Annotated in this window: 35 protein-coding genes; all 35 read right to left on the minus strand. The window is 34.1% G+C overall.

Annotated features, from left to right (window positions below; all coding sequences use genetic code 11):
- Window positions 1–6: 6 nt before the first annotated feature.
- The 35 genes from B3W71_RS09070 to rpsJ all read right to left on the minus strand — a co-directional run bounded on the left by B3W71_RS09070 (window position 7) and on the right by rpsJ (window position 18,126).
- The gene (locus B3W71_RS09070; RefSeq protein ID WP_346888630.1) at window positions 7–810 is read right to left on the minus strand and encodes an energy-coupling factor transporter transmembrane component T; all 804 of its coding nucleotides are present in this window, start codon (window positions 808–810) and stop codon (window positions 7–9) included.
- A 31-nt stretch (window positions 811–841) separates the two neighbouring features.
- Window positions 842–1,696, minus strand: a complete 855-nt coding sequence (locus tag B3W71_RS09075) for an energy-coupling factor transporter ATPase (protein ID WP_346888631.1) — start codon at window positions 1,694–1,696, stop codon at window positions 842–844.
- Window positions 1,681–2,619 carry an energy-coupling factor transporter ATPase gene (locus tag B3W71_RS09080; RefSeq protein WP_346888632.1) on the minus strand — a complete coding sequence of 313 codons (939 nt, stop codon included), beginning with the start codon at window positions 2,617–2,619 and terminating at the stop codon, window positions 1,681–1,683. Before B3W71_RS09080 ends, B3W71_RS09075 begins: the two co-directional genes overlap by 16 nt.
- A 91-nt stretch (window positions 2,620–2,710) precedes the next feature.
- Window positions 2,711–3,052, minus strand: coding sequence for a 50S ribosomal protein L17 (gene rplQ, locus B3W71_RS09085; RefSeq protein ID WP_346888633.1), 342 nt, complete (start codon window positions 3,050–3,052; stop codon window positions 2,711–2,713).
- Window positions 3,053–3,064: 12 nt separating this feature from the next.
- Window positions 3,065–4,012, minus strand: coding sequence for a DNA-directed RNA polymerase subunit alpha (locus tag B3W71_RS09090; protein WP_346888634.1), 948 nt, complete (start codon window positions 4,010–4,012; stop codon window positions 3,065–3,067).
- A 63-nt stretch (window positions 4,013–4,075) separates the two neighbouring features.
- Complete coding sequence (rpsD, locus tag B3W71_RS09095; protein ID WP_346888635.1) at window positions 4,076–4,696, minus strand: 30S ribosomal protein S4; 621 nt, start codon at window positions 4,694–4,696, stop codon at window positions 4,076–4,078.
- 19 nt (window positions 4,697–4,715) lie between these two features.
- The gene (gene rpsK / locus B3W71_RS09100) at window positions 4,716–5,108 is read right to left on the minus strand and encodes a 30S ribosomal protein S11 (RefSeq protein WP_147520514.1); all 393 of its coding nucleotides are present in this window, start codon (window positions 5,106–5,108) and stop codon (window positions 4,716–4,718) included.
- A 15-nt stretch (window positions 5,109–5,123) separates the two neighbouring features.
- Entirely contained in the window at window positions 5,124–5,492 is a 369-nt protein-coding gene (gene rpsM, locus B3W71_RS09105; protein WP_346888636.1) for a 30S ribosomal protein S13, read from the minus strand.
- A gap of 42 nt (window positions 5,493–5,534) precedes the next feature.
- Window positions 5,535–5,648, minus strand: a complete 114-nt coding sequence (rpmJ, locus tag B3W71_RS09110; protein ID WP_003373491.1) for a 50S ribosomal protein L36 — start codon at window positions 5,646–5,648, stop codon at window positions 5,535–5,537.
- Between the two features lie 15 nt (window positions 5,649–5,663).
- Complete coding sequence (gene infA / locus B3W71_RS09115; protein WP_035133338.1) at window positions 5,664–5,882, minus strand: translation initiation factor IF-1; 219 nt, start codon at window positions 5,880–5,882, stop codon at window positions 5,664–5,666.
- Between the two features lie 8 nt (window positions 5,883–5,890).
- Window positions 5,891–6,172 carry a KOW domain-containing RNA-binding protein gene (locus B3W71_RS09120; protein ID WP_346888637.1) on the minus strand — a complete coding sequence of 94 codons (282 nt, stop codon included), beginning with the start codon at window positions 6,170–6,172 and terminating at the stop codon, window positions 5,891–5,893.
- A 13-nt stretch (window positions 6,173–6,185) separates the two neighbouring features.
- Window positions 6,186–6,932 carry a type I methionyl aminopeptidase gene (gene map / locus B3W71_RS09125; protein ID WP_346888638.1) on the minus strand — a complete coding sequence of 249 codons (747 nt, stop codon included), beginning with the start codon at window positions 6,930–6,932 and terminating at the stop codon, window positions 6,186–6,188.
- Window positions 6,919–7,581, minus strand: coding sequence for an adenylate kinase (locus B3W71_RS09130; protein ID WP_346888639.1), 663 nt, complete (start codon window positions 7,579–7,581; stop codon window positions 6,919–6,921). Before B3W71_RS09130 ends, map begins: the two co-directional genes overlap by 14 nt.
- A gap of 26 nt (window positions 7,582–7,607) precedes the next feature.
- On the minus strand, window positions 7,608–8,891 hold the full coding sequence (gene secY, locus B3W71_RS09135) for a preprotein translocase subunit SecY (protein ID WP_346888640.1): 1,284 nt from the start codon (window positions 8,889–8,891) through the stop codon (window positions 7,608–7,610).
- Window positions 8,892–9,332: a 50S ribosomal protein L15 gene (gene rplO, locus B3W71_RS09140; RefSeq protein ID WP_346888641.1), complete on the minus strand. Its 441-nt coding sequence runs from the start codon at window positions 9,330–9,332 to the stop codon at window positions 8,892–8,894.
- A 17-nt stretch (window positions 9,333–9,349) separates the two neighbouring features.
- The gene (rpmD, locus tag B3W71_RS09145) at window positions 9,350–9,529 is read right to left on the minus strand and encodes a 50S ribosomal protein L30 (RefSeq protein WP_040192286.1); all 180 of its coding nucleotides are present in this window, start codon (window positions 9,527–9,529) and stop codon (window positions 9,350–9,352) included.
- A 12-nt stretch (window positions 9,530–9,541) separates the two neighbouring features.
- Window positions 9,542–10,039, minus strand: a complete 498-nt coding sequence (rpsE, locus tag B3W71_RS09150; protein WP_343825674.1) for a 30S ribosomal protein S5 — start codon at window positions 10,037–10,039, stop codon at window positions 9,542–9,544.
- 17 nt (window positions 10,040–10,056) lie between these two features.
- Entirely contained in the window at window positions 10,057–10,419 is a 363-nt protein-coding gene (gene rplR / locus B3W71_RS09155; protein ID WP_346888642.1) for a 50S ribosomal protein L18, read from the minus strand.
- Between the two features lie 25 nt (window positions 10,420–10,444).
- Window positions 10,445–10,984 carry a 50S ribosomal protein L6 gene (rplF, locus tag B3W71_RS09160; RefSeq protein WP_346888643.1) on the minus strand — a complete coding sequence of 180 codons (540 nt, stop codon included), beginning with the start codon at window positions 10,982–10,984 and terminating at the stop codon, window positions 10,445–10,447.
- Between the two features lie 23 nt (window positions 10,985–11,007).
- On the minus strand, window positions 11,008–11,406 hold the full coding sequence (gene rpsH / locus B3W71_RS09165; RefSeq protein WP_147520505.1) for a 30S ribosomal protein S8: 399 nt from the start codon (window positions 11,404–11,406) through the stop codon (window positions 11,008–11,010).
- Window positions 11,407–11,438: 32 nt separating this feature from the next.
- Entirely contained in the window at window positions 11,439–11,624 is a 186-nt protein-coding gene (locus B3W71_RS09170; protein WP_147520504.1) for a type Z 30S ribosomal protein S14, read from the minus strand.
- Window positions 11,625–11,638: 14 nt separating this feature from the next.
- Window positions 11,639–12,181: a 50S ribosomal protein L5 gene (rplE, locus tag B3W71_RS09175; protein ID WP_346888644.1), complete on the minus strand. Its 543-nt coding sequence runs from the start codon at window positions 12,179–12,181 to the stop codon at window positions 11,639–11,641.
- Window positions 12,182–12,203: 22 nt separating this feature from the next.
- Window positions 12,204–12,518 (minus strand): 50S ribosomal protein L24, encoded by a 315-nt coding sequence (rplX, locus tag B3W71_RS09180; protein WP_035133314.1) that lies wholly within the window; start codon window positions 12,516–12,518, stop codon window positions 12,204–12,206.
- Window positions 12,519–12,535: 17 nt separating this feature from the next.
- Window positions 12,536–12,904 (minus strand): 50S ribosomal protein L14, encoded by a 369-nt coding sequence (gene rplN, locus B3W71_RS09185; protein WP_035133311.1) that lies wholly within the window; start codon window positions 12,902–12,904, stop codon window positions 12,536–12,538.
- A gap of 23 nt (window positions 12,905–12,927) precedes the next feature.
- Window positions 12,928–13,182 carry a 30S ribosomal protein S17 gene (gene rpsQ, locus B3W71_RS09190; RefSeq protein WP_035133308.1) on the minus strand — a complete coding sequence of 85 codons (255 nt, stop codon included), beginning with the start codon at window positions 13,180–13,182 and terminating at the stop codon, window positions 12,928–12,930.
- Window positions 13,183–13,203: 21 nt separating this feature from the next.
- Window positions 13,204–13,416 (minus strand): 50S ribosomal protein L29, encoded by a 213-nt coding sequence (rpmC, locus tag B3W71_RS09195; protein WP_035133305.1) that lies wholly within the window; start codon window positions 13,414–13,416, stop codon window positions 13,204–13,206.
- Window positions 13,406–13,849: a 50S ribosomal protein L16 gene (gene rplP, locus B3W71_RS09200; protein ID WP_346888645.1), complete on the minus strand. Its 444-nt coding sequence runs from the start codon at window positions 13,847–13,849 to the stop codon at window positions 13,406–13,408. Before rplP ends, rpmC begins: the two co-directional genes overlap by 11 nt.
- Before the next feature lie 27 nt (window positions 13,850–13,876).
- Window positions 13,877–14,542 (minus strand): 30S ribosomal protein S3, encoded by a 666-nt coding sequence (rpsC, locus tag B3W71_RS09205; protein ID WP_346888646.1) that lies wholly within the window; start codon window positions 14,540–14,542, stop codon window positions 13,877–13,879.
- Window positions 14,543–14,558: 16 nt separating this feature from the next.
- A complete protein-coding gene (gene rplV, locus B3W71_RS09210) occupies window positions 14,559–14,894 on the minus strand; it encodes a 50S ribosomal protein L22 (protein WP_040192299.1) in 336 nt (111 codons plus the stop codon).
- Between the two features lie 22 nt (window positions 14,895–14,916).
- Window positions 14,917–15,198, minus strand: a complete 282-nt coding sequence (gene rpsS / locus B3W71_RS09215) for a 30S ribosomal protein S19 (RefSeq protein WP_147520500.1) — start codon at window positions 15,196–15,198, stop codon at window positions 14,917–14,919.
- Between the two features lie 62 nt (window positions 15,199–15,260).
- Window positions 15,261–16,094 carry a 50S ribosomal protein L2 gene (rplB, locus tag B3W71_RS09220; RefSeq protein WP_346888647.1) on the minus strand — a complete coding sequence of 278 codons (834 nt, stop codon included), beginning with the start codon at window positions 16,092–16,094 and terminating at the stop codon, window positions 15,261–15,263.
- 52 nt (window positions 16,095–16,146) lie between these two features.
- Window positions 16,147–16,443: a 50S ribosomal protein L23 gene (gene rplW / locus B3W71_RS09225; protein ID WP_346888648.1), complete on the minus strand. Its 297-nt coding sequence runs from the start codon at window positions 16,441–16,443 to the stop codon at window positions 16,147–16,149.
- Window positions 16,443–17,063: a 50S ribosomal protein L4 gene (gene rplD / locus B3W71_RS09230; protein WP_346888649.1), complete on the minus strand. Its 621-nt coding sequence runs from the start codon at window positions 17,061–17,063 to the stop codon at window positions 16,443–16,445. Before rplD ends, rplW begins: the two co-directional genes overlap by 1 nt.
- A gap of 17 nt (window positions 17,064–17,080) precedes the next feature.
- Window positions 17,081–17,710, minus strand: coding sequence for a 50S ribosomal protein L3 (gene rplC, locus B3W71_RS09235; protein WP_346888650.1), 630 nt, complete (start codon window positions 17,708–17,710; stop codon window positions 17,081–17,083).
- 107 nt (window positions 17,711–17,817) lie between these two features.
- Entirely contained in the window at window positions 17,818–18,126 is a 309-nt protein-coding gene (gene rpsJ / locus B3W71_RS09240) for a 30S ribosomal protein S10 (RefSeq protein ID WP_346888651.1), read from the minus strand.
- Window positions 18,127–18,903 lie beyond the last annotated feature (777 nt).

The following is an 18,903-nucleotide window of genomic DNA, read 5'->3' on the forward strand; positions in this document are numbered from 1 at the left end:
ATTCTACTATATCCAAAATCTCATATATACAACTATACCAGTTAGTGCTGCCATTACAACCATTCCAACATAATCCCTAGATGTAATTTTAAGTGTCTTCATTCTAGTTCTTCCTTCTCCGCCTCTGTAACACCTAGCTTCCATTGCCATAGCTAATTCATCTGCTCTTCTAAAGGAACTAATAAATAGTGGCACAAGTAGAGGTATAAGACTTTTAGCTCTCTTTACTATACTTCCGCTTTCAAAGTCGGCTCCTCTCGCCTTCTGAGCCTTCATTATTTTATCAGTCTCATCCATTAAAGTAGGTATAAATCTTAGTGCAATTGTCATCATCATTGCAAGCTCATGGGCTGGTACTCCAATTTTTTTAAATGGTCCTAGTAGCTTTTCTATTCCATCAGTAAGTTCTATTGGTGATGTAGTTAAAGTTAATAGAGATGTTCCTATAATAAGAAATGTAAGTCTTAAAACCATAAATACGGCTGTAACTATACCTTCTTTGTATATTTTTATAAATCCCCATTTCCATAGTAGTACATCGCCTCTAGTTAAGAATACATTAAATAACGCGGTTATTAGCATTAATATAAATATAGGCTTTAGTCCCTTATATATGTATCTAAATTGAATTTTAGATACCATTATAGCCATCACTGTAAATATAAAAATAACAATATATCCTGAGAAGTCTTTTATTAAAAATAAGTCTATTATGAATAATAATGAAAATAATATTTTCACTCTAGCATCTAGCTTATGGACAAAAGAATCTCCAGGTATGTATTGTCCTATGGTAATATCTTTAATCATATTTACTCCTCCACAACTTTATAAAAGGAGCCTAGTTTTTTGCTAGTATCCTAAGTAACTCTTTTTTAGCTTGTTCTAATGTGAAAACATCATCAGGTAATTCAAATCCTCTCTTTTTTAGCTCTCTCATAAGATATGTTACCTGTGGTACTGCAAGACCTACATTTTCTAAAGTTTCTACCTCTTTAAATATTTCCTTTGGTGTACCATCTAATACACATTTTCCTTTATCCATTACTAATATTCGGTCTGCAACTTTTGCTACATCCTCCATACTATGAGATACAAGAATGATAGTCATGTTGTAGGATTTGTGAAGTTTATATAATTCTCCTAGAATTTCATCTCTGCCTTTAGGATCTAATCCAGCTGTTGGCTCATCTAATATTAAAACTTTTGGTTCCATAGCGACAACTCCAGCTATGGCTACTCTTCTTTTTTGTCCTCCACTTAAGTCAAAAGGAGATTTATTCTTATAAGTTTCATAGTCTAAACCTACCATCTCCATAGCTCTTTTAGTTCTTTCTAAAGCTTCTTCATCAGTAAGACCTAAATTCTTAGGACCAAACATTATATCTTTTTCTATTGTTTCTTCAAAAAGTTGATACTCTGCATATTGAAATACTAATCCAACTTTTTTTCTTATGTCTGTAAGCTTAACTCCACTAGCAGTAATATCTACACCATCAACAATTATTTTTCCTTGGTTAGGTTTTAATAATCCATTCATATGCTGTATCAATGTAGATTTACCCGAGCCTGTATGTCCAATGAGTGCTACAAATTCGCCATCATTTATATTCACATTAACATTACTAAGGGCAACCTTTTCAAATGGAGTTTTAGCCATATATATATGAGTTAAATTTTCTATTTTAATTGACATAATTCTCTCACCATCTCATCTATAGTCAATATATCGGATTTTATATTAACACCTGATTTATTTAATTCATAGGCCAATTCTGTCATTTGTGGTACATCTAAACCTAAGTTTTTCATAATTTCTACATTTTGAAATACTTCTCTTGGTTTTCCTTCTACTATAACTTTTCCTGAATCCATAACATATATCTTATCAGCTGCAACAGCTTCTTCCATAAAGTGTGTTATGTACACTATAGTAATTCCATTATTCTTATTTAAATCCATTATTGTATTTATAACTTCTTTTCTTCCAGATGGGTCAAGCATAGCTGTTGGCTCATCTAATACTATACATTCAGGCATCATAGCTAATATACCAGCAATAGCTACACGTTGCTTTTGTCCCCCTGATAGAAGATGTGGTCCATGTTTTTTATAATCATACATGTTTACTCTCTTAAGTGACTCATCTACTCTTCTTCTTATTTCCTTAGGTTCTATCCCTAAGTTTTCTGGTCCGAAAGCTACGTCCTCTTCTACTATGGTAGCAACTATTTGGTTATCTGGATTTTGAAAAACCATACCCGCTTTACTTCTTACATTCCATATGTTTTCCTCTTCACTAGTATCATAACCAGATACAATGATTTTACCTTCTGTTGGAACTAAAAGTGCATTTATATGCTTTGCAAAAGTGGACTTTCCTGATCCATTATGACCTAATACAACTACAAATTCTCCCTTATTAATGGTAATATTAACACCATCTATAGCTAATTTTATATTGCCTTCACTATCCGGAGGATAAGTGTATTTTAAATTTTCACTAATAATCTCTTGTACTTTTTTATTGGATAAATTTGTATTATCCGATTTATTTATTTCATTGTCTCCATTAGATTTATTAATTTGATTATCTCTAAAATTAATATTAGTTTCCATCAATTATCCCTCCATTAGAGAGTTACTATCTAAAGCTCAATTTTATAACAAAACGGGGACTAAGTTAGTCTTACTTAATCCCCTTGAATTATTATACTAATTCTAATACAACAACCTCTGCTCCGTCGCCTCTTCTTGGTCCCATTTTTATTATTCTAGTGTATCCACCATTTCTTTCAGCGTATTTTGGAGCTACGTCATCAAATAAACTCTTAACAACGTCCTCTTCTGTAACAAATGCAAGCACTTGTCTTCTAGCGTGAAGATCTCCTCTTTTCGCTAAAGTTATCATCTTCTCAGCTAATCTTTTAGTTTCTTTTGCTCTAGCTTCTGTTGTTTCAATTCTTCCGTGCTTTAAGAAACTAGTTGTAAGATTTCTAAGCATCGCCATTCTTTGATCAGTTGGACGTCCTAACTTACGTTGCTGTGCCATATCTATACCTCCTTACTCTTCGCTAGGTTTGAATCCCAATCCTAAGCCTTCAAGTTTTTGCTCAACCTCTTCAAGAGATTTCTTTCCTAGGTTTCTTACTTTCATCATATCATCCATTGATTTCTCTGTTAATTCTTGAACAGTATTAATACCAGCTCTCTTTAAACAATTAAAGCTTCTAACAGATAAATCAAGTTCTTCTATAGTCATTTCTAGGACTTTTTCCTTCTTATCTTCTTCTTTTTCTATCATTATCTCAACATTATCTGCATGATTAGTTAATGTCATAAATAATTTAAAGTGTTCGATAAGAATTTTAGCTGATAAACCAATGGCTTCATCAGGTCTAATAGTTCCATTAGTCCAAATCTCTATAGTCAATTTATCATAATCTGTGATCTGTCCCACTCTTGTATTCTCAACTGTAAAGTTAACTCTCTTAACTGGAGTATATATTGAGTCAACAGGTATAGTTGATATTGGCTTATCATCAGTCTTGTTTTTATTTTGAGAAACATAACCTCTACCACTATTAATATTTATCTCCATAAATAGCTTTCCACCATCATCTAGTGTAGCAATATGAAGATCTTTATTAACTATTTCAACATCTCCGTCTACCTTAATATCTTCTCCTGTAACTTCACCAGGACCTTCAGCATCAATATATATTGTTCTTGGGCCCTCACCAGACATCTTAAGTGCTAATTCCTTTATATTTAGAATTAACTCTGAAACATCTTCCTTAACTCCGTGTATAGTTGAGAATTCATGTAAGACACCATCAATTTTAATCGAATTAGCAGCAACTCCAGGTAGTGAAGAAAGAAGAATTCTTCTTAATGCATTACCTAAAGTTATTCCATAACCTCTTTCTAATGGTTCTACAACAAATTTGCCATATGTACCATTTTCAGCGGTTTCAATACATTCTATTTTTGGCTTTTCAATTTCTAACATTTATAACCCTCCTTTTAAATTTAGTGGTTTTTTTATATCGAGGGCAACTGATTACATTATTGACTATTTACTGTATAACTCAACGATTAATGTTTCGTTAACAGGAACATCTATGTCTTCTCTTGCTGGTATTGAAGCAACCTTACCTTCAAATGATTCAATATTTCCTTCTAACCAATTTGGTAGAGTCTTTGGATTTTCAGCAAAAACTTTGAATTTTTCAGAAGATCTGCTTTTTTCTCTAACTGATATAACATCTCCAGCTTTAACAGCGTAAGATGCAATATCTACTTTTTTACCATTTACTAAGAAATGTCCGTGGTTTACTAATTGTCTAGCTTCAACTCTTGAGCTTCCGTATCCTAATCTATAAACAACATTGTCTAATCTTAATTCTAGGAATTTTAGTAAGTTTTCACCTGTAATTCCTCTTTGCTTTTCAGCTTTCTCATAGTATTTTCTAAATTGTCCTTCTAGAACTCCATAGATTCTCTTAGCTTTTTGCTTTTCTCTTAATTGAGTTCCATAGTTTGACATTTTCTTTCTGCTTTGACCATGTTGACCTGGTGCGTAACCTCTTCTAGTAAAAGCACACTTCTCAGTGAAGCATCTATCACCTTTAAGGTTAAGCTTAAGGCCCTCTCTTCTACAAAGTCTGCATGTAGCGCCTGTGTATCTTGCCATTCATTACACCTCCTGTTTATTAAACTCTTCTTCTTTTTGGTGGTCTACATCCATTGTGTGGGATTGGAGTTACGTCTTTAATTAAAGTAACTTCTAATCCTGCAGCTTGAAGTGATCTTATAGCCGCTTCTCTACCTGCTCCTGGACCTTTTACGTAAACTTCTACACTTTTTAAACCATGTTCCATTGCTGCTTTAGCTGCTGTTTCAGCTGCCATTTGAGCTGCAAATGGAGTACTTTTTCTTGAACCTCTAAATCCTAATCCACCAGCACTTGCCCATGACAATGCGTTTCCAGCTGCATCAGTAAGTGTAACGATGGAATTATTGAAAGTAGATTTAATGTGTGCAGCACCGTGCTCAACATTTTTTCTTTCTTTTTTTCTTCTACTTCTAACTTTCTTTTGAGCCATTATATTCCCTCCTTACTATTTCTTCTTACCTGCTATAGTCTTCTTAGGACCTTTTCTTGTTCTTGCATTAGTTTTAGTCTTTTGACCTCTAACTGTAAGACCTCTTCTATGTCTTATTCCTCTATAACATCCGATCTCTTTAAGTCTCTTTATGTCTAAAGCAACTTTTCTTCTAAGATCACCTTCGACCATTATGTTCTTATTTACATAATCTCTTAATGTATTTACTTCATCTTCAGTTAAATCCTTGATTCTTGTATCTGGATTCACTCCTGTAGCTTCAAGTATCTCATGAGATTTTGGTAGTCCAATACCAAATATATAAGTTAGACCTATCTCAACTCTTTTCTCTTTTGGTAGGTCAATACCTGCAATTCTTGCCATCTACAATCTACACCTCCTAAGTATCTCTACTTATTATTTTCATTAACCTTGTTTTTGTTTATGTTTAGGATTTTCACAGATAACCATTACTCTTCCTTTTCTTTTTATAACTTTACATTTTTCACATATAGGTTTAACTGATGGTCTTACTTTCATAGCTAACCCTCCTTATTACTTATCTCTCCAAGTTATTCTCCCACGAGTCAAATCATATGGAGAAAGTTCTACTGTAACCTTATCGCCTGGTAAAATTCTTATAAAGTTCATTCTTAACTTTCCAGAAATATGAGCAAGTATCTTGTGCCCACTCTCTAATTCAACTTGGAAAGTTGCATTAGGTAGAGTCTCTAAAACGACACCTTGCATTTCAATTATATCATCTTTTGACATAAGAGTAATCAAACCTCCTCTATTATATCCTCAACCTGCAAAAATTTTCTTATTTTAGAATCACTGATCTTTACATCAGATAAGATCGCACTTCTAATATCTTCAGCCAATATATCTGTAAAAGATAAATGTTTAATTTTCTTTTTCTTTGGCCTATCAATTTTTCTAAGGTCTCCATCTGAAATATAGACATACTCATCGTCTATTATACCTATAATGATAAAGTATTTTCCTTTATCTCTTCCTGATTTTGAATGTACTACCTTACCTAAAAGGCTGTCATCATCCACACTAGTCACCTCATTAGCTCAAAGTTAGTATTTCTACACCGTCATTAGTTATTGCTATAGTATTTTCATAATGGGCAGATAGCTTTCCATCACTTGTTACTACAGTCCAACCATCTGGTCTAATTTTAACTCTGTAATTTCCCATGTTTATCATAGGTTCAATTGCAAGTACTACACCGTGTACTAACTTAGGACCTTTTCCAGCAGTGCCGTAATTAGGAACCTGCGGGTCTTCATGCATAGAAGTCCCTATGCCGTGTCCAACAAAATCCCTAACCACAGAATATCCAAAATTCTCAGCATGCTTCTGAATAGCTGCTGAAATATCTGTAAGTCTGTTACCCACTACTGCTTTTTCAATGCCCTTAAAGAAAGATTCTTTAGTGACATCTATTAGATGTTGTGCTTCCTTAGAAATACTTCCTACCGGAAAAGTTCGTGCAGCATCTCCATGATAACCATTGAGTATTGCTCCACAATCAACACTAATTATATCACCTTCAACTAATATAGTGTCATTCGGTATACCATGTATTACTACATCATTCACTGATGCACATATGGATCCCGGAAACCCTCCATATCCTTTAAAAGATGGTATAGCTCCTTGTGCTAATATAAACTCTTCCGCAATTTTATCAATTTCTGCAGTGGTTATTCCTGGTTTTATTACCTTTTCAATCATTGCTAGGGTATCGGCAACAACCTTACCAGCACTTCTCATATATTCTAGTTCTGTGTCACTCTTAATATTCATCACTATTTATCGCTCCTAAGATACCACAGATATTCTTAAAAACATCATTAATAGCTTGCGTTCCATCAACTTCTGCTAATAAATTTTTCTTTCTATAGTAATCTATTAATGGTTGAGTTTGCGCATCATATATTTCAAGTCTTTCACTTACTGTCGCTTCATTATCATCTGCTCTTTGTATTACAACACTACCGCAAACATCACATTTTCCATCATTTTTGGTAGGATTATATTTTATGTGATAACTAGCTCCACAAGTAGTACATACACGTCTTCCTGTCATTCTATCTATAATAAAACCCTTAGGAACTTCTATCAACAGGGCAGTATCAAGTTTTAATTTCATTTCTTCAAGTAAAACCTCCAAAGCCTCTGCTTGATTTACAGTCCTTGGATAACCATCTAGTAAAAATCCCTTCTTGCAGTCATCCTGCTTTAATCTATCTTTAATTAAATCGATAGTTAATTCATCTGGTACTAGATGACCTTTATCTATATACTTTTTAGCTTCTATCCCTAAAGGCGTCGCCTGAGAGATATTATATCTAAAGATATCTCCAGTAGATATGTGTGGTATAGAATATTTATTACAGATTGACTTTGCCTGAGTTCCTTTTCCGGCTCCAGGAGGACCTAATAAAATAACTCTCACTAGTATCAACTCCAAATTTAAAATTTTTATTTAAGGAATCCTTCATAATGTCTCATTACTAGTTGAGATTCTAATTGCTTTATAGTATCAAGAGATACACCAACTAAAATTAATAAACTAGTTCCACCAAATGAAATTCCCTTAAAATTACTGAACATAGCTGCTAGTATAGGAACTATAGCTATAATTCCAGCAAATGTTCCACCTAAAAGGGATATTCTTGTCAAAATCTTCTCCAAGTACATTTCAGTTTTCTCCCCTGGTCTTATACCTGGAATAAATCCTGATGATTTATTCATATTTTCAGCCATCTCATCTGGCTTGAAAGTAATTATAGTATAGAACCATGCGAAGAATACTATTAGTAAAAAGTACGCTACTGCATATTTTATAGTATTTTGCTGAAATATACTCCAAGGACTCTTAGTAACAAATACCGCAAAGGAAGATTCTGGCCATATTTGTGCTATAACTGCTGGAAATTGCATTAATGACATTCCAAATATTATTGCCATAACTCCAGAAGAATTTAATCCTATTGGAATATGTGATGATTGACCTTTTACTACTTTTCTTCCTACTGCTTTACCGGCATATTGCACTGGAATTCTTCGTTCTGCTAAATTTATAACAATTACTGTAATTAATAAAGCTAAAGCTACTGCTACGAATATTACAACCTCTACCGGACTAACTTCTCCCGTTTTACGAAGCCCTGCTATTTGATAAGCTGTTTGTGGTAATGATGATACTATATTTACAAATATAATTACTGACACACCATTTCCTATTCCATATACTGAAATTTGTTCACCTATCCATACTAATAATGCCGTACCTGTCGTCATTGTTAGTATTATTAGTAGAAGACCTATTGAACCCTCTATTAATATAGCACCTGAGTTTCTTATTAAGGCATATGCAGCATATGCTTGAATAACAGCAAATACTAAAGCTGCGTATTTAGTATAGTTTTGTATTTTCTTTCTACCTTCTTGACCTTCTTTAGAAAGTTGTTCTAAATAAGGAATTGCAATTGTAAGTAATTGAATTATAATCGATGCATTGATGTACGGAGTAACTCCCAAAGCAAATATACTAAACTTACTAAAGGCACCTCCGGCTATCATATCATAGAAACTTAGAAGGGAACCAGAATTACCACTAACTAAAGTTGCAATCTTACTAGCATCCACTCCTGGTACTGGGATAAATACACCCAACCTAAAAATAACTACTACCATTAATGTAAATAGTATTCTTTTTCTTAGCTCAGGAACTCTCCAAGCATTTCGTAGGGTTGATAACATCTATATCACCTCAACTTTTCCTCCTGCCGCTTCAATCTTCTCTGCTGCAGCTTTGGAAATCTTATTAGCTTTAACAGTTAATTTCTTTTCAATGTTACCATTTCCAAGAATTTTTATCCCATCGTTCACTCTCTTAGCCATTCCAGCTTCACGAAGTAATTCTGGAGTAACTACAGTTCCATCCTCAAATATGTTTAGTCTATCTACGTTTATACAAGTATATTCTTTAGCAAATATATTTGTAAATCCTCTCTTAGGTAGTCTTCTATATAAAGGCATTTGACCTCCCTCAAATCCTGGTCTTACACCACCGCCAGATCTTGAGTTTTGTCCTTTTTGACCTTTTCCAGCAGTTTTACCCCAACCTGAACCAGTACCTCTACCGATTCTCTTAGGAGATTTTTTTGCACCTTCTGCAGGTCTTAACTCATGAAGTCTCATATTTACACCTCCTTAGTTTAAGCTTCTTCTACTTTTAGTAGGTAACTTACTTTATTAATCATACCTCTGATCTGAGGAGTCTCCTCGTGCTCAACAGTTTTACCTATTTTTCTTAATCCAAGAGCCTCTACAGTAGCGATATGATCTTTCTTTCTACCAATTAAACTCTTTACTAATGTTATTTTAACTTTAGCCAAGGTTTTCCCCTCCTATCCTAGAATCTCTTCAACAGTTTTGCCTCTAAGTTTTGCAACTTGCTCTGCTGTTCTTAATTTTGATAATCCATCTATTGTTGCGCTAACCATGTTTCTTGGATTATTTGAACCTAATGATTTAGCTCTAACATCTTTTAATCCTGCAAGCTCAAGTACTGCTCTTGCTGGACCTCCAGCGATAACACCTGTTCCTTCTGAAGCTGGCATTATGTGAACTGTACCAGTTCCAAATCTACCATCTATAGTGTGAGGAACTGTAGTTCCATCTAATTCAACTTTAACGATGTTCTTTTTAGCATCTTCGATACCTTTTCTGATTGCTTCTGGTATTTCGATAGATTTTCCCATTCCAACACCAACGTGTCCGTTCTCATCACCAACAACTACTAGTGCGCTGAATCTGAAGTTTCTACCACCTTTAACAACCTTAGCAACTCTGTTTATGTGTACAACTTTCTCTTTAAGATCAAGTGTGCTAGGATCTATTTTCATGTGTGTACCTCCTTTTTTTAGAATTTAAGTCCTGCTCCTCTTGCACCTTCTGCAAGCATTTGTACTCTTCCGTGATATACATATCCACCTCTGTCGAATACAACTTCAGTAATTCCTGCTTCTACTGCTTTCTTAGCTACCGCTTCACCAACTAGTTTAGCGGCTTCCTTATTGCTACCAACTTTTAGAGAAAAGTCTTTATCTAAACTAGATGCAGCAACTAATGTTCTTCCAGCAACATCATCTATAATTTGAGCGTATATGTTCTTTTCACTTCTGAACACTGCAAGTCTTGGTCTTTCAGCTGTTCCATGAATTTTTTTACGTACTCTTAAATGACGTCTTTCTCTTGATAGCTTTCTATCAGCTTTATTGAACATGAAATTCTCTCCTTTCTAATAGCTATTATTTACCAGTCTTACCTTCCTTACGTCTGATAACTTCATCAGAGTACTTAATACCCTTTCCTTTGTAAGGCTCAGGTTTTCTCCAAACTCTTATATCCGCTGCAACATCACCAACTAATTCCTTGTCGATTCCTTTTATTACTATAGTATTAGCATCTGTTAATTCAAATGTAATTCCATCTACAGCATCTATTTCAACTGGGTGTGAGAATCCTAGGTTTAAAGTTAATCCCTTACCTTTTGCTGTTGCTCTATATCCAACACCAATTAATTGTAATGTCTTACTGAAACCATTAGTTACTCCAATTACCATATTATTTATTAATGCTCTTGTTAATCCATGTAGAGCTCTATGTTCTTTTACATCGCTTGGTCTTGTAACGACCACTTGATTATCCTCTATAGCTATGTTTATATCCTTTACCATTGCTTTAGTTAATTCACCTTTAGGTCCTTTAACTGTAACAACGTTATCTGGTGTTACTGTAACAGTTACACCAGCTGGTATAGCTATTGGAAGTCTTCCTACTCTTGACATAATCGCACCTCCTTGTTCCTAAACTACCAGATGTAGCAGATAACTTCTCCGCCTAATCCTAATTTTCTAGCCTCTCTGTCAGAAACTAATCCTTTAGAAGTTGAAATTATTGCAACTCCTAATCCATTTAAAACTTTAGGGATATCATCCTTACCACTGTAAACTCTTAGTCCTGGCTTAGATATTCTCTTAAGTCCTGTTATAACTCTCTCTTTATTTTGGCCATATTTCATGCTAAGTCTTAACATAGAAACATTTCCATCTTGATATTCTTCTATATTTTTAATATATCCTTCTTGAAGCATTATGTTTGCTATACCCTTCTTTATTGTTGAAGAAGGAACTTCTACTATTTCATGTCTAACAATATTTGCATTTCTTATACGTGTTAGCAAATCTGCTATCGGATCAGTCATATTCATTAATTGTGCCTCCTTTCGCTATGATCTGTATATTACCAGCTTGCCTTTTTGCATCCAGGAATTTGTCCCTTGTAAGCAAGTTCTCTGAAACATATACGGCAAATACCAAATTTCTTTAAAACAGAATGTGGTCTTCCACATAATCTGCATCTAGAGTACGCTCTAGTTGAATACTTCGGTTCTTTTTTCCACTTTTCTATTAAAGCTTTACGTGCCAAGTCATTCCCTCCTTTTATTGAGCAAATGGCATTCCAAGGAATCTTAATAATTCTCTTGCTTCCTCGTCTGTCTTTGCAGTAGTTACAAATATTATATCCATTCCTCTTACTTTATCAATTTTATCATATTCTATTTCAGGGAATATTAGTTGTTCTTTTATTCCTAAAGCATAGTTTCCTCTTCCATCAAAAGATTTAGTAGGAACGCCTCTGAAGTCTCTAACTCTTGGTAATGCTATATTCATTAATTTGTCCGCAAATTGGAACATTTTCTCTTTTCTTAATGTAACTTTGCATCCAATTGCCATGTTCTCTCTTATTTTAAAGTTAGCAACTGAGTTCTTTGCTCTAGTTAATACAGCTTTTTGTCCAGTGATTAATTGCATATCACTTACAGCAGCATCTAAAACTTTAGAGTTATCTTTAGCTTCGCCAACTCCCATATTTATAACTATTTTTTCAAGTTTAGGTACTTCCATTATATTTTTGTATCCGAACTTATCCATCATAGCTGGTATTACTTCACTATTGTATTTCTCTTGTAGTCTTGTAACCATTTGTTAAACCTCCTTTCGCGAATTAAAATGTTTCTCCGCACTTCTTGCAAACTCTAACTTTTGTACCATCATCTAGTACTTTATTGCTTATTCTAGTTACGCTCTTACATTTATCGCAATATAGCATAACTTTTGAGCTGTTAATAGCTGCTTCAAAGTTAACTATTCCACCTTGCATATTTTGTCTGTTTGGTTTTTGATGTTTAGTTACTACGTTAACGCCAGCAACTACAACTTTTCCAGTCTTAGGATAAACAGCTAAAACTTCTCCAGTTTTGCCTTTGTCTTTTCCAGAGATAACCATAACAGTATCTTTCTTTCTAACATGAACTTTCATCTTTGCTACCCCCTATCCTATAGTACTTCAGGTGCTAGTGATAATATTTTATTGTATTCTTTATCTCTTAGCTCCCTAGCAACAGGTCCGAAGATACGAGTTCCTTTTGGATTCTTATCGTCTTTTATAATAACAGCTGCGTTCTCATCAAATCTGATATAAGTCCCGTCTGCTCTTCTCAAACCTTTAACTGATCTAACAATAACTGCTTTTACTACGTCACCTTTTTTAACAACTCCACCTGGTGTTGCACTTTTAACGCTAGCAACAATTACGTCTCCGATGTTTCCCCATTTTCTCTTGGAACCACCGAGTACTCTAATACACATTATTTCTTTAGCACCAGAGTTATCCGCTACTTTTAATAATGTTTGTTGTTGTATCATGTAAATACCCTCCCTTCAGTTAACTATTTAGCTCTTTCCATGATTTCAACAAGTCTCCATCTCTTATCCTTAGATAGTGGTCTTGTTTCCATTATTAATACTCTATCGTTAACTTTTGCTTCATTATTTTCATCATGAGCCTTAAATTTAGTTGTTCTATTAACTGTTTTTCCATATAATGGATGTCTAACTTTAGTTTCAACAGCAACAACAATTGTTTTATCCATTTTGTCAGAAACTACTCTTCCGATTCTACTTTTTCTATTTCCTCTTTCCACAAGATGAACCTCCTTTCAGTATTACTGCTCACAAGCCCTTAATTCTTCTTCTCTAAGGATGGTTTTAATTTGGGCTATAGACTTTTTAACCTGTTTAATTCTCATTGGGTTTTCTAACTGTCCTGTAGCTAACTGAAATCTAAGGTTAAATAATTCTGATTTAAGATCAGATAGTTTTACATTTAAATCTTGAGGAGTACTTTGTCTCAACTCTTTCAATTCATTAGCCTTCATTGATTTCACCACCCATTTCCTCAAAATCTCTTCTAGTAACAAATTTAGTTGTTACTGGTAATTTGTGAGACGCAAGTCTCATAGCTTCTCTAGCAGCTTCTTCAGATACTCCAGATATTTCAAATAATACTCTACCTGGTTTAATTACTGCTACCCAGTACTCTGGTGAACCTTTACCAGAACCCATACGAGTTTCAGCTGGTTTTTCTGTTACTGGCTTATCAGGGAAGATTTTTATCCAAACCTTTCCTCCTCTTTTAACGTATCTATTTATAGCTATTCTGGCAGATTCGATTTGGTTGCTTGTAATCCAACCGCATTCTGTTGCTTGTAAAGCATAATCTCCATAAGCAATGAAGTTACCTCTTGTAGCTTTACCTTTCATTCTACCACGTTGTACCTTACGATGTTTAACTCTTTTAGGCATTAACATGTCAAATTCCTCCTTCCTTACACGTTATTATGAGTTGCTTTCTTCCTTCTCAACTTTTTTAGTCGGAAGAACCTCTCCTCTATATACCCAAACTTTTACACCAATCTTACCATAGATTGTATTAGCTTCTGTAAATCCATAGTCGATATCAGCTCTTAAAGTTTGTAGTGGGATTGTTCCCTCATGATACTGCTCTGTTCTTGCGATCTCAGCTCCGCCTAATCTTCCTGAACATGCAGTTTTAACTCCCTTAACACCTGTTTTCATAGCTCTTTGAATTGTTTGTTTCATTGCTCTTCTGAAAGATATTCTCTTTTCTAGTTGAGCTGCTATGTTTTCAGCCATTAATTGTGCATTATTTTCTGGTGTTTTAACTTCTACTATGTTAATTAAAACAAATTTATTTTTAACAACTTCTTTTAATGCAACTTTAAGCTCTTCTATACTTTGACCGCCTTTTCCTATAACCATTCCTGGTTTTGCGGTATGTATATTGATTTTAATTCTTTTAGCTGCTCTTTCTATCTCAATTTTTGATATTCCAGCAGTGAATAATCTTTTCTTTAAATATTCTCTGATAGTATTATCTTCAACTAAGTTATCTGCAAAGTTTTTCTTATCTGCATACCATTTAGCGTCCCAATCCTTGATAACACCAACTCTTAGGCCGTGTGGATGTACTTTTTGACCCACTCTATATCCCTCCTTCTTACGCTCTTTCTTTAACTATTATAGTTATATGGCTAGTTCTTTTTAAAATTCTGAATGCTCTACCTTGAGCGTGTGGTCTAAATCTCTTTAATGTTGGACCTGCACCTGTATGAGCTTCTGCAACATATAATCTATTTCTGTCTAAATTAAAATTGTTTTCTGCATTCGCAACAGCTGATTTTAATAACTTATTAACAACAACAGCTGCATCTTTTGGAGTATATTGTAATATAGCGAAAGCTTCATTTACATTCTTATCTCTTATAAGGTCAAGAACAATCCCAACTTTCATAGGAGACATTCTTACATATTTAGCTATAGCTTTAGCTTCCATTGGTAATTTCCTCCTTCCCGTACTATCTCATTCTACTTGATTTTTCCTTCGCGATATGACCTTTAAAAGTTCTAGTCAGAGCGAACTCTCCAAGTTTATGTCCTACCATATCTTCTTGAACATATACTGGAACGTGTTTTCTTCCATCATGAACAGCAATTGTGTGTCCTATCATTTGAGGAAAAATTGTAGAGCTTCTTGACCAAGTCTTTATAACTTTCTTCTCGCCAGCTTTGTTCATTTCTTCTATTTTCTTTAGAAGAGATTCTTTTACAAAAGGTCCTTTTTTAATTGATCTACTCACTATTAGTGGCCTCCCTTCATGTAAAGTGGTTATAATCAGAAGAGAATTCATTTCTCTTCTAACTATTTACCATTTCTTTTCTTAACAATAAATTTATCAGAGTATTTCTTAGTTTTTCTAGTTTTGTATCCAAGAGCTGGTTTACCCCATGGAGTACGTGGACTAGAATGACCAACTGGAGATTTACCTTCTCCACCTCCGTGTGGGTGGTCATTAGGGTTCATTACAGATCCTCTTACTGTTGGTCTGATACCCATATGTCTCTTTCTTCCTGCTTTACCTATGTTAACAATTTCGTGAGTTAAGTTTGAAACTGTTCCGATTGTAGCTCTGCAGTTTACTCTTACATATCTAACTTCTCCACTTGGTAGTCTTACTTGAGCATAAGCCCCTTCTTTAGCCATTAATTGAGCTGAAGAACCTGCTGATCTAACAAGTTGAGCACCTTTTCCTACTTGTAATTCAATATTATGAATTATTGTACCTACTGGTATGTTAACTATTGGAAGTGCATTTCCAACTTTAATGTCTGCATCTGGTCCAGATACTACAACATCTCCAACTTTTAATCCAACTGGAGCTATTATGTATCTCTTCTCACCATCTGCATATACAACTAATGCAATATAAGCAGATCTATTTGGATCATACTCGATAGTTGCAACTTTAGCTGGTATACCATCTTTAGTTCTCTTGAAATCTATTAATCTATATTTTTGTTTCGCTCCACCACCGTGGTGACGAACAGTAATTTTACCTTGAGCATTTCTACCACCTGTTTTTTTCTTACTTACAAGAAGTGACTTTTCAGGTACATTTGTAGTTATTTCTTCAAATGAAGCCATAGTCATATTTCTTCTTGAAGGTGTAGTAGGGTTAAACTTTTTAACTGCCATTAGGTTTCCCTCCTTCTTCGCTTATCTGGCTCTAGCCAATAAATGCGTTATATTATTGCATTCCCTCAAAGAATTCAATTGCTTTGCTGTCAGCTGTTAATTTGATAACTGCTTTTTTGAAGTCAGCTCTTTTTCCAATGTGAACTCCAACTCTTTTAGTTTTACCTAAATTTCTTAAAGTTTTAACATCTTCAACAGTTACTCCAAAAACTTCTTCAACAGCTTTTTTTATTTGAACTTTGTTTGCGTGTATGTCAACGATGAAAGTGTATTTTCTATCTGCCATAGCAGCCATACTTTTTTCAGTTATAACAGGTTTTCTTATTATATCATAACTAGTCATTTTCATTATGCATACACCTCCTCAATTTTTGATACAGCATCTTTAGTAATCATTAAGTTTTCATACTTTAATATGTCGTAAACATTTATGTTGTTTACAGGCACTACAGCTATTCCAGGAATGTTTCTTGCTGATTTATAAACATTCTCATTTGATTCAGCTACAACTATTAATGTCTTTTTAGTTTCAAAAGCATTAAGAACTTTCACCATTTCTTTAGTCTTAGGTGCATCGAAAGCTAAGCTTTCTAATACTATCATTTCATTATCTTGTACTTTTGAAGTTAAAGCTGATTTCATAGCTACTCTTCTCATACTCTTTGGAACTGAAACTCTGTAATCACGTGGTTTTGGTGCAAACACGATACCCCCGTGAATCCATTGTGGAGCTCTTATAGAACCTTGTCTTGCTCTTCCTGTTCCTTTTTGTCTCCAAGGCTTAATTCCTCCGCCTCTTACTTCAGCTCTTGTCTTAGCACTTTGGGTTCCTTGTCTTTTGTTAGCCAATTGAGCTAATACAACTTGGTGCATTGCTTCAACACTAACTTCTACCCCGAAAATGCTTTCATTTAATTGAATTTCTCCAACTTCTTTTTTCTCAGTGTTATACACTTTTACTGTAGGCATTCTGCATCCTCCTTTCCTTATGCTTTAACAGCGTTTCTTATTACTACTAAACCTTTGTTTGGTCCTGGTATTCCACCTTTTATAAGAATAATATTCTTTTCTGGTATTACTCTTACTACTTCAAGGTTTAATACTGTAGTATTAACATTTCCCATATGTCCAGGCATCTTTTTATTTTTGAATGTTCTTGATGGGTCTGATGATGCTCCCATTGAACCTACTGCTCTATGGAATTTAGAACCGTGGCTCATTGGTCCTCTATGGAAGTTCCATCTTTTAATAACGCCAGCAAATCCTTTTCCTTTAGATATTCCAGATACGTCTACTTTATCTCCTGCTGCGAAGATTTCTGCTTTTATTTCAGAACCTACTTCGTAAGCACTTGTATCCTCTAATCTGAATTCTTTTAGGTGTCTTCTTACAACAACACCAGCTTTTGCGAATTCACCTTTTTTAGGTTTGTTCACTAACTTTTCTCTTATATCTCCAAATCCAACTTTTATGGCTTCATATCCATCATTTTCTACTGTTTTCTTTTGGATTACTACGCATGGACCAGCTTCTACAACTGTCACAGGTACTACTTTTCTATTTTCATCAAATATTTGAGTCATACCTAATTTCTTACCCATTATAGCTTTTTTCATTTAAATACACCTCCTACTTATTAGCGGATCACCTAGTGATCATAATAGTTAGTAATAGCTTTTCTATTACCCGTACACCATAGTTCAATTTCATGCACTATGTACGATTATAATTTTATTTCGATATCTACACCTGCTGGTAAGTCTAATCTCATTAATGCATCAACAGTTTTTGGTGATGGACTTAATATATCGATTAGTCTTTTGTGAGTTCTGATTTCGAACTGCTCTCTTGAGTCTTTGTATTTGTGTGGAGCTCTTAGGACTGTTATTATATCCTTCTCAGTCGGTAGTGGTACTGGACCAGCTACTTTAGCCCCTGTGTTCTTAGCAGTCTCAACAATCTTCTCTGCTGATTGATCTAATATTGTGTGATCAAACGCTTTTAATCTAATTCTGATTTTTTGTTTTGACATTGTATTCCCTCCTTTTCATCGCACGCTATTACTTCTTACGCGCAACAGCGGAAGTTCTGTAAACTGTTCCTGGTGTTTCTTATTTTCAAGAAACATGGTAGCACTACAGACCCCGTCGCCCAATTCTTGATTGAGCATGCTCGGTTAAGAATTCCCCCGGAAGCCCGGCAACCTCTTACCTCATCGCTGTTACCATACTGCAACTTCTATAGTATACATTATTTTATTAACTTTGACAAGAGTTTTTATTTATTTTTACCCTTGTAGATTTTTAAAGTTTAAAAATTTATTTATGGAAATACTACAGATTTAATATGTACTCTTACTAACTATTCTTCTATATCATTGCCTAAAATTTATATTATATATAAGTCTCAATAAATAAATTCATTAATATCTAAAATTGCAATCAAGTTTAATGTAGAGCTTTAATAAAGCTTTTATATTTTAGATTTTTGAATTAAATATATAATATAAACTGCATTTATGTATTCTACATTATATAATATTTAAATTCAATAGATAACTACGGTAAAAAATCTGTGTTCATAGACTTCCATCATAACCTTTTTCTATTTATTCTTGGATATGAGTAATTAATAACTTCTTAATATATAGTTATATAGTAAGAAGAAATAGGTATTATTATATAAAAATAGAGAGATAGGCGTCCCCATCTCTCTGCTTTACCTAGGTTTTATTGTGCACATTTCCTCTTCAGGATAATAAATAATTTATTTATATCTCATAAACGAATTTTAAATCTTAATTATTTTA

Source organism: Clostridium sp. UBA1056 (assembly GCA_002316385.1).
In the GTDB taxonomy this organism is placed as follows: Bacteria; Bacillota; Clostridia; order Clostridiales; family Clostridiaceae; genus Clostridium_J.

Bases quoted from the DNA above. Each gene is read 5' to 3' on its own strand.
- B3W71_RS09090 (WP_346888634.1), bottom strand. From the start codon at position 4,012: ATGTTAGAAATTGAAAAGCCAAAAATAGAATGTATTGAAACCGCTGAA.
- B3W71_RS09075 (WP_346888631.1), bottom strand. From the start codon at position 1,696: ATGTCAATTAAAATAGAAAATTTAACTCATATATATATGGCTAAAACT.
- rpsM (WP_346888636.1), bottom strand. From the start codon at position 5,492: ATGGCAAGAATTGCAGGTATTGACCTACCAAAAGAGAAAAGAGTTGAG.
- rpsK (WP_147520514.1), bottom strand. From the start codon at position 5,108: ATGGCTCAAAAGAAAGTTAGAAGTAGAAGAAAAAAAGAAAGAAAAAAT.
- rpsD (WP_346888635.1), bottom strand. From the start codon at position 4,696: ATGGCAAGATACACAGGCGCTACATGCAGACTTTGTAGAAGAGAGGGC.
- rpmJ (WP_003373491.1), bottom strand. From the start codon at position 5,648: ATGAAAGTAAGACCATCAGTTAAACCTATATGTGAAAAATGTAAAGTT.
- B3W71_RS09080 (WP_346888632.1), bottom strand. From the start codon at position 2,619: ATGGAAACTAATATTAATTTTAGAGATAATCAAATTAATAAATCTAAT.
- rplC (WP_346888650.1), bottom strand. From the start codon at position 17,710: ATGAAAAAAGCTATAATGGGTAAGAAATTAGGTATGACTCAAATATTT.
- rplF (WP_346888643.1), bottom strand. From the start codon at position 10,984: ATGTCAAGAGTAGGAAGACTTCCAATAGCTATACCAGCTGGTGTAACT.
- rplQ (WP_346888633.1), bottom strand. From the start codon at position 3,052: ATGGCACAGCAACGTAAGTTAGGACGTCCAACTGATCAAAGAATGGCG.
- rpsE (WP_343825674.1), bottom strand. From the start codon at position 10,039: ATGAAAATAGATCCTAGCACACTTGATCTTAAAGAGAAAGTTGTACAC.
- B3W71_RS09070 (WP_346888630.1), bottom strand. From the start codon at position 810: ATGATTAAAGATATTACCATAGGACAATACATACCTGGAGATTCTTTT.
- rplV (WP_040192299.1), bottom strand. From the start codon at position 14,894: ATGGAAGCTAAAGCTATAGCTAAATATGTAAGAATGTCTCCTATGAAA.
- rplO (WP_346888641.1), bottom strand. From the start codon at position 9,332: ATGAGACTTCATGAGTTAAGACCTGCAGAAGGTGCAAAAAAATCTCCT.
- rplN (WP_035133311.1), bottom strand. From the start codon at position 12,904: ATGATACAACAACAAACATTATTAAAAGTAGCGGATAACTCTGGTGCT.
- rplX (WP_035133314.1), bottom strand. From the start codon at position 12,518: ATGAAAGTTCATGTTAGAAAGAAAGATACTGTTATGGTTATCTCTGGA.
- rpsH (WP_147520505.1), bottom strand. From the start codon at position 11,406: ATGAATATGACTGATCCGATAGCAGATTTGCTAACACGTATAAGAAAT.
- rplW (WP_346888648.1), bottom strand. From the start codon at position 16,443: ATGAAAATGACTAGTTATGATATAATAAGAAAACCTGTTATAACTGAA.
- rpmC (WP_035133305.1), bottom strand. From the start codon at position 13,416: ATGAAGGCTAATGAATTGAAAGAGTTGAGACAAAGTACTCCTCAAGAT.
- infA (WP_035133338.1), bottom strand. From the start codon at position 5,882: ATGTCAAAAGATGATATAATTGAAATGCAAGGTGTCGTTTTAGAGACT.
- rplE (WP_346888644.1), bottom strand. From the start codon at position 12,181: ATGGTTACAAGACTACAAGAGAAATACAATAGTGAAGTAATACCAGCT.
- rpsJ (WP_346888651.1), bottom strand. From the start codon at position 18,126: ATGTCAAAACAAAAAATCAGAATTAGATTAAAAGCGTTTGATCACACA.
- secY (WP_346888640.1), bottom strand. From the start codon at position 8,891: ATGTTATCAACCCTACGAAATGCTTGGAGAGTTCCTGAGCTAAGAAAA.
- rplB (WP_346888647.1), bottom strand. From the start codon at position 16,094: ATGGCAGTTAAAAAGTTTAACCCTACTACACCTTCAAGAAGAAATATG.
- rplR (WP_346888642.1), bottom strand. From the start codon at position 10,419: ATGTTCAATAAAGCTGATAGAAAGCTATCAAGAGAAAGACGTCATTTA.
- rplP (WP_346888645.1), bottom strand. From the start codon at position 13,849: ATGTTAATGCCTAAAAGAGTTAAACATCGTAAGGTACAACGTGGTAGA.
- rplD (WP_346888649.1), bottom strand. From the start codon at position 17,063: ATGCCTACAGTAAAAGTGTATAACACTGAGAAAAAAGAAGTTGGAGAA.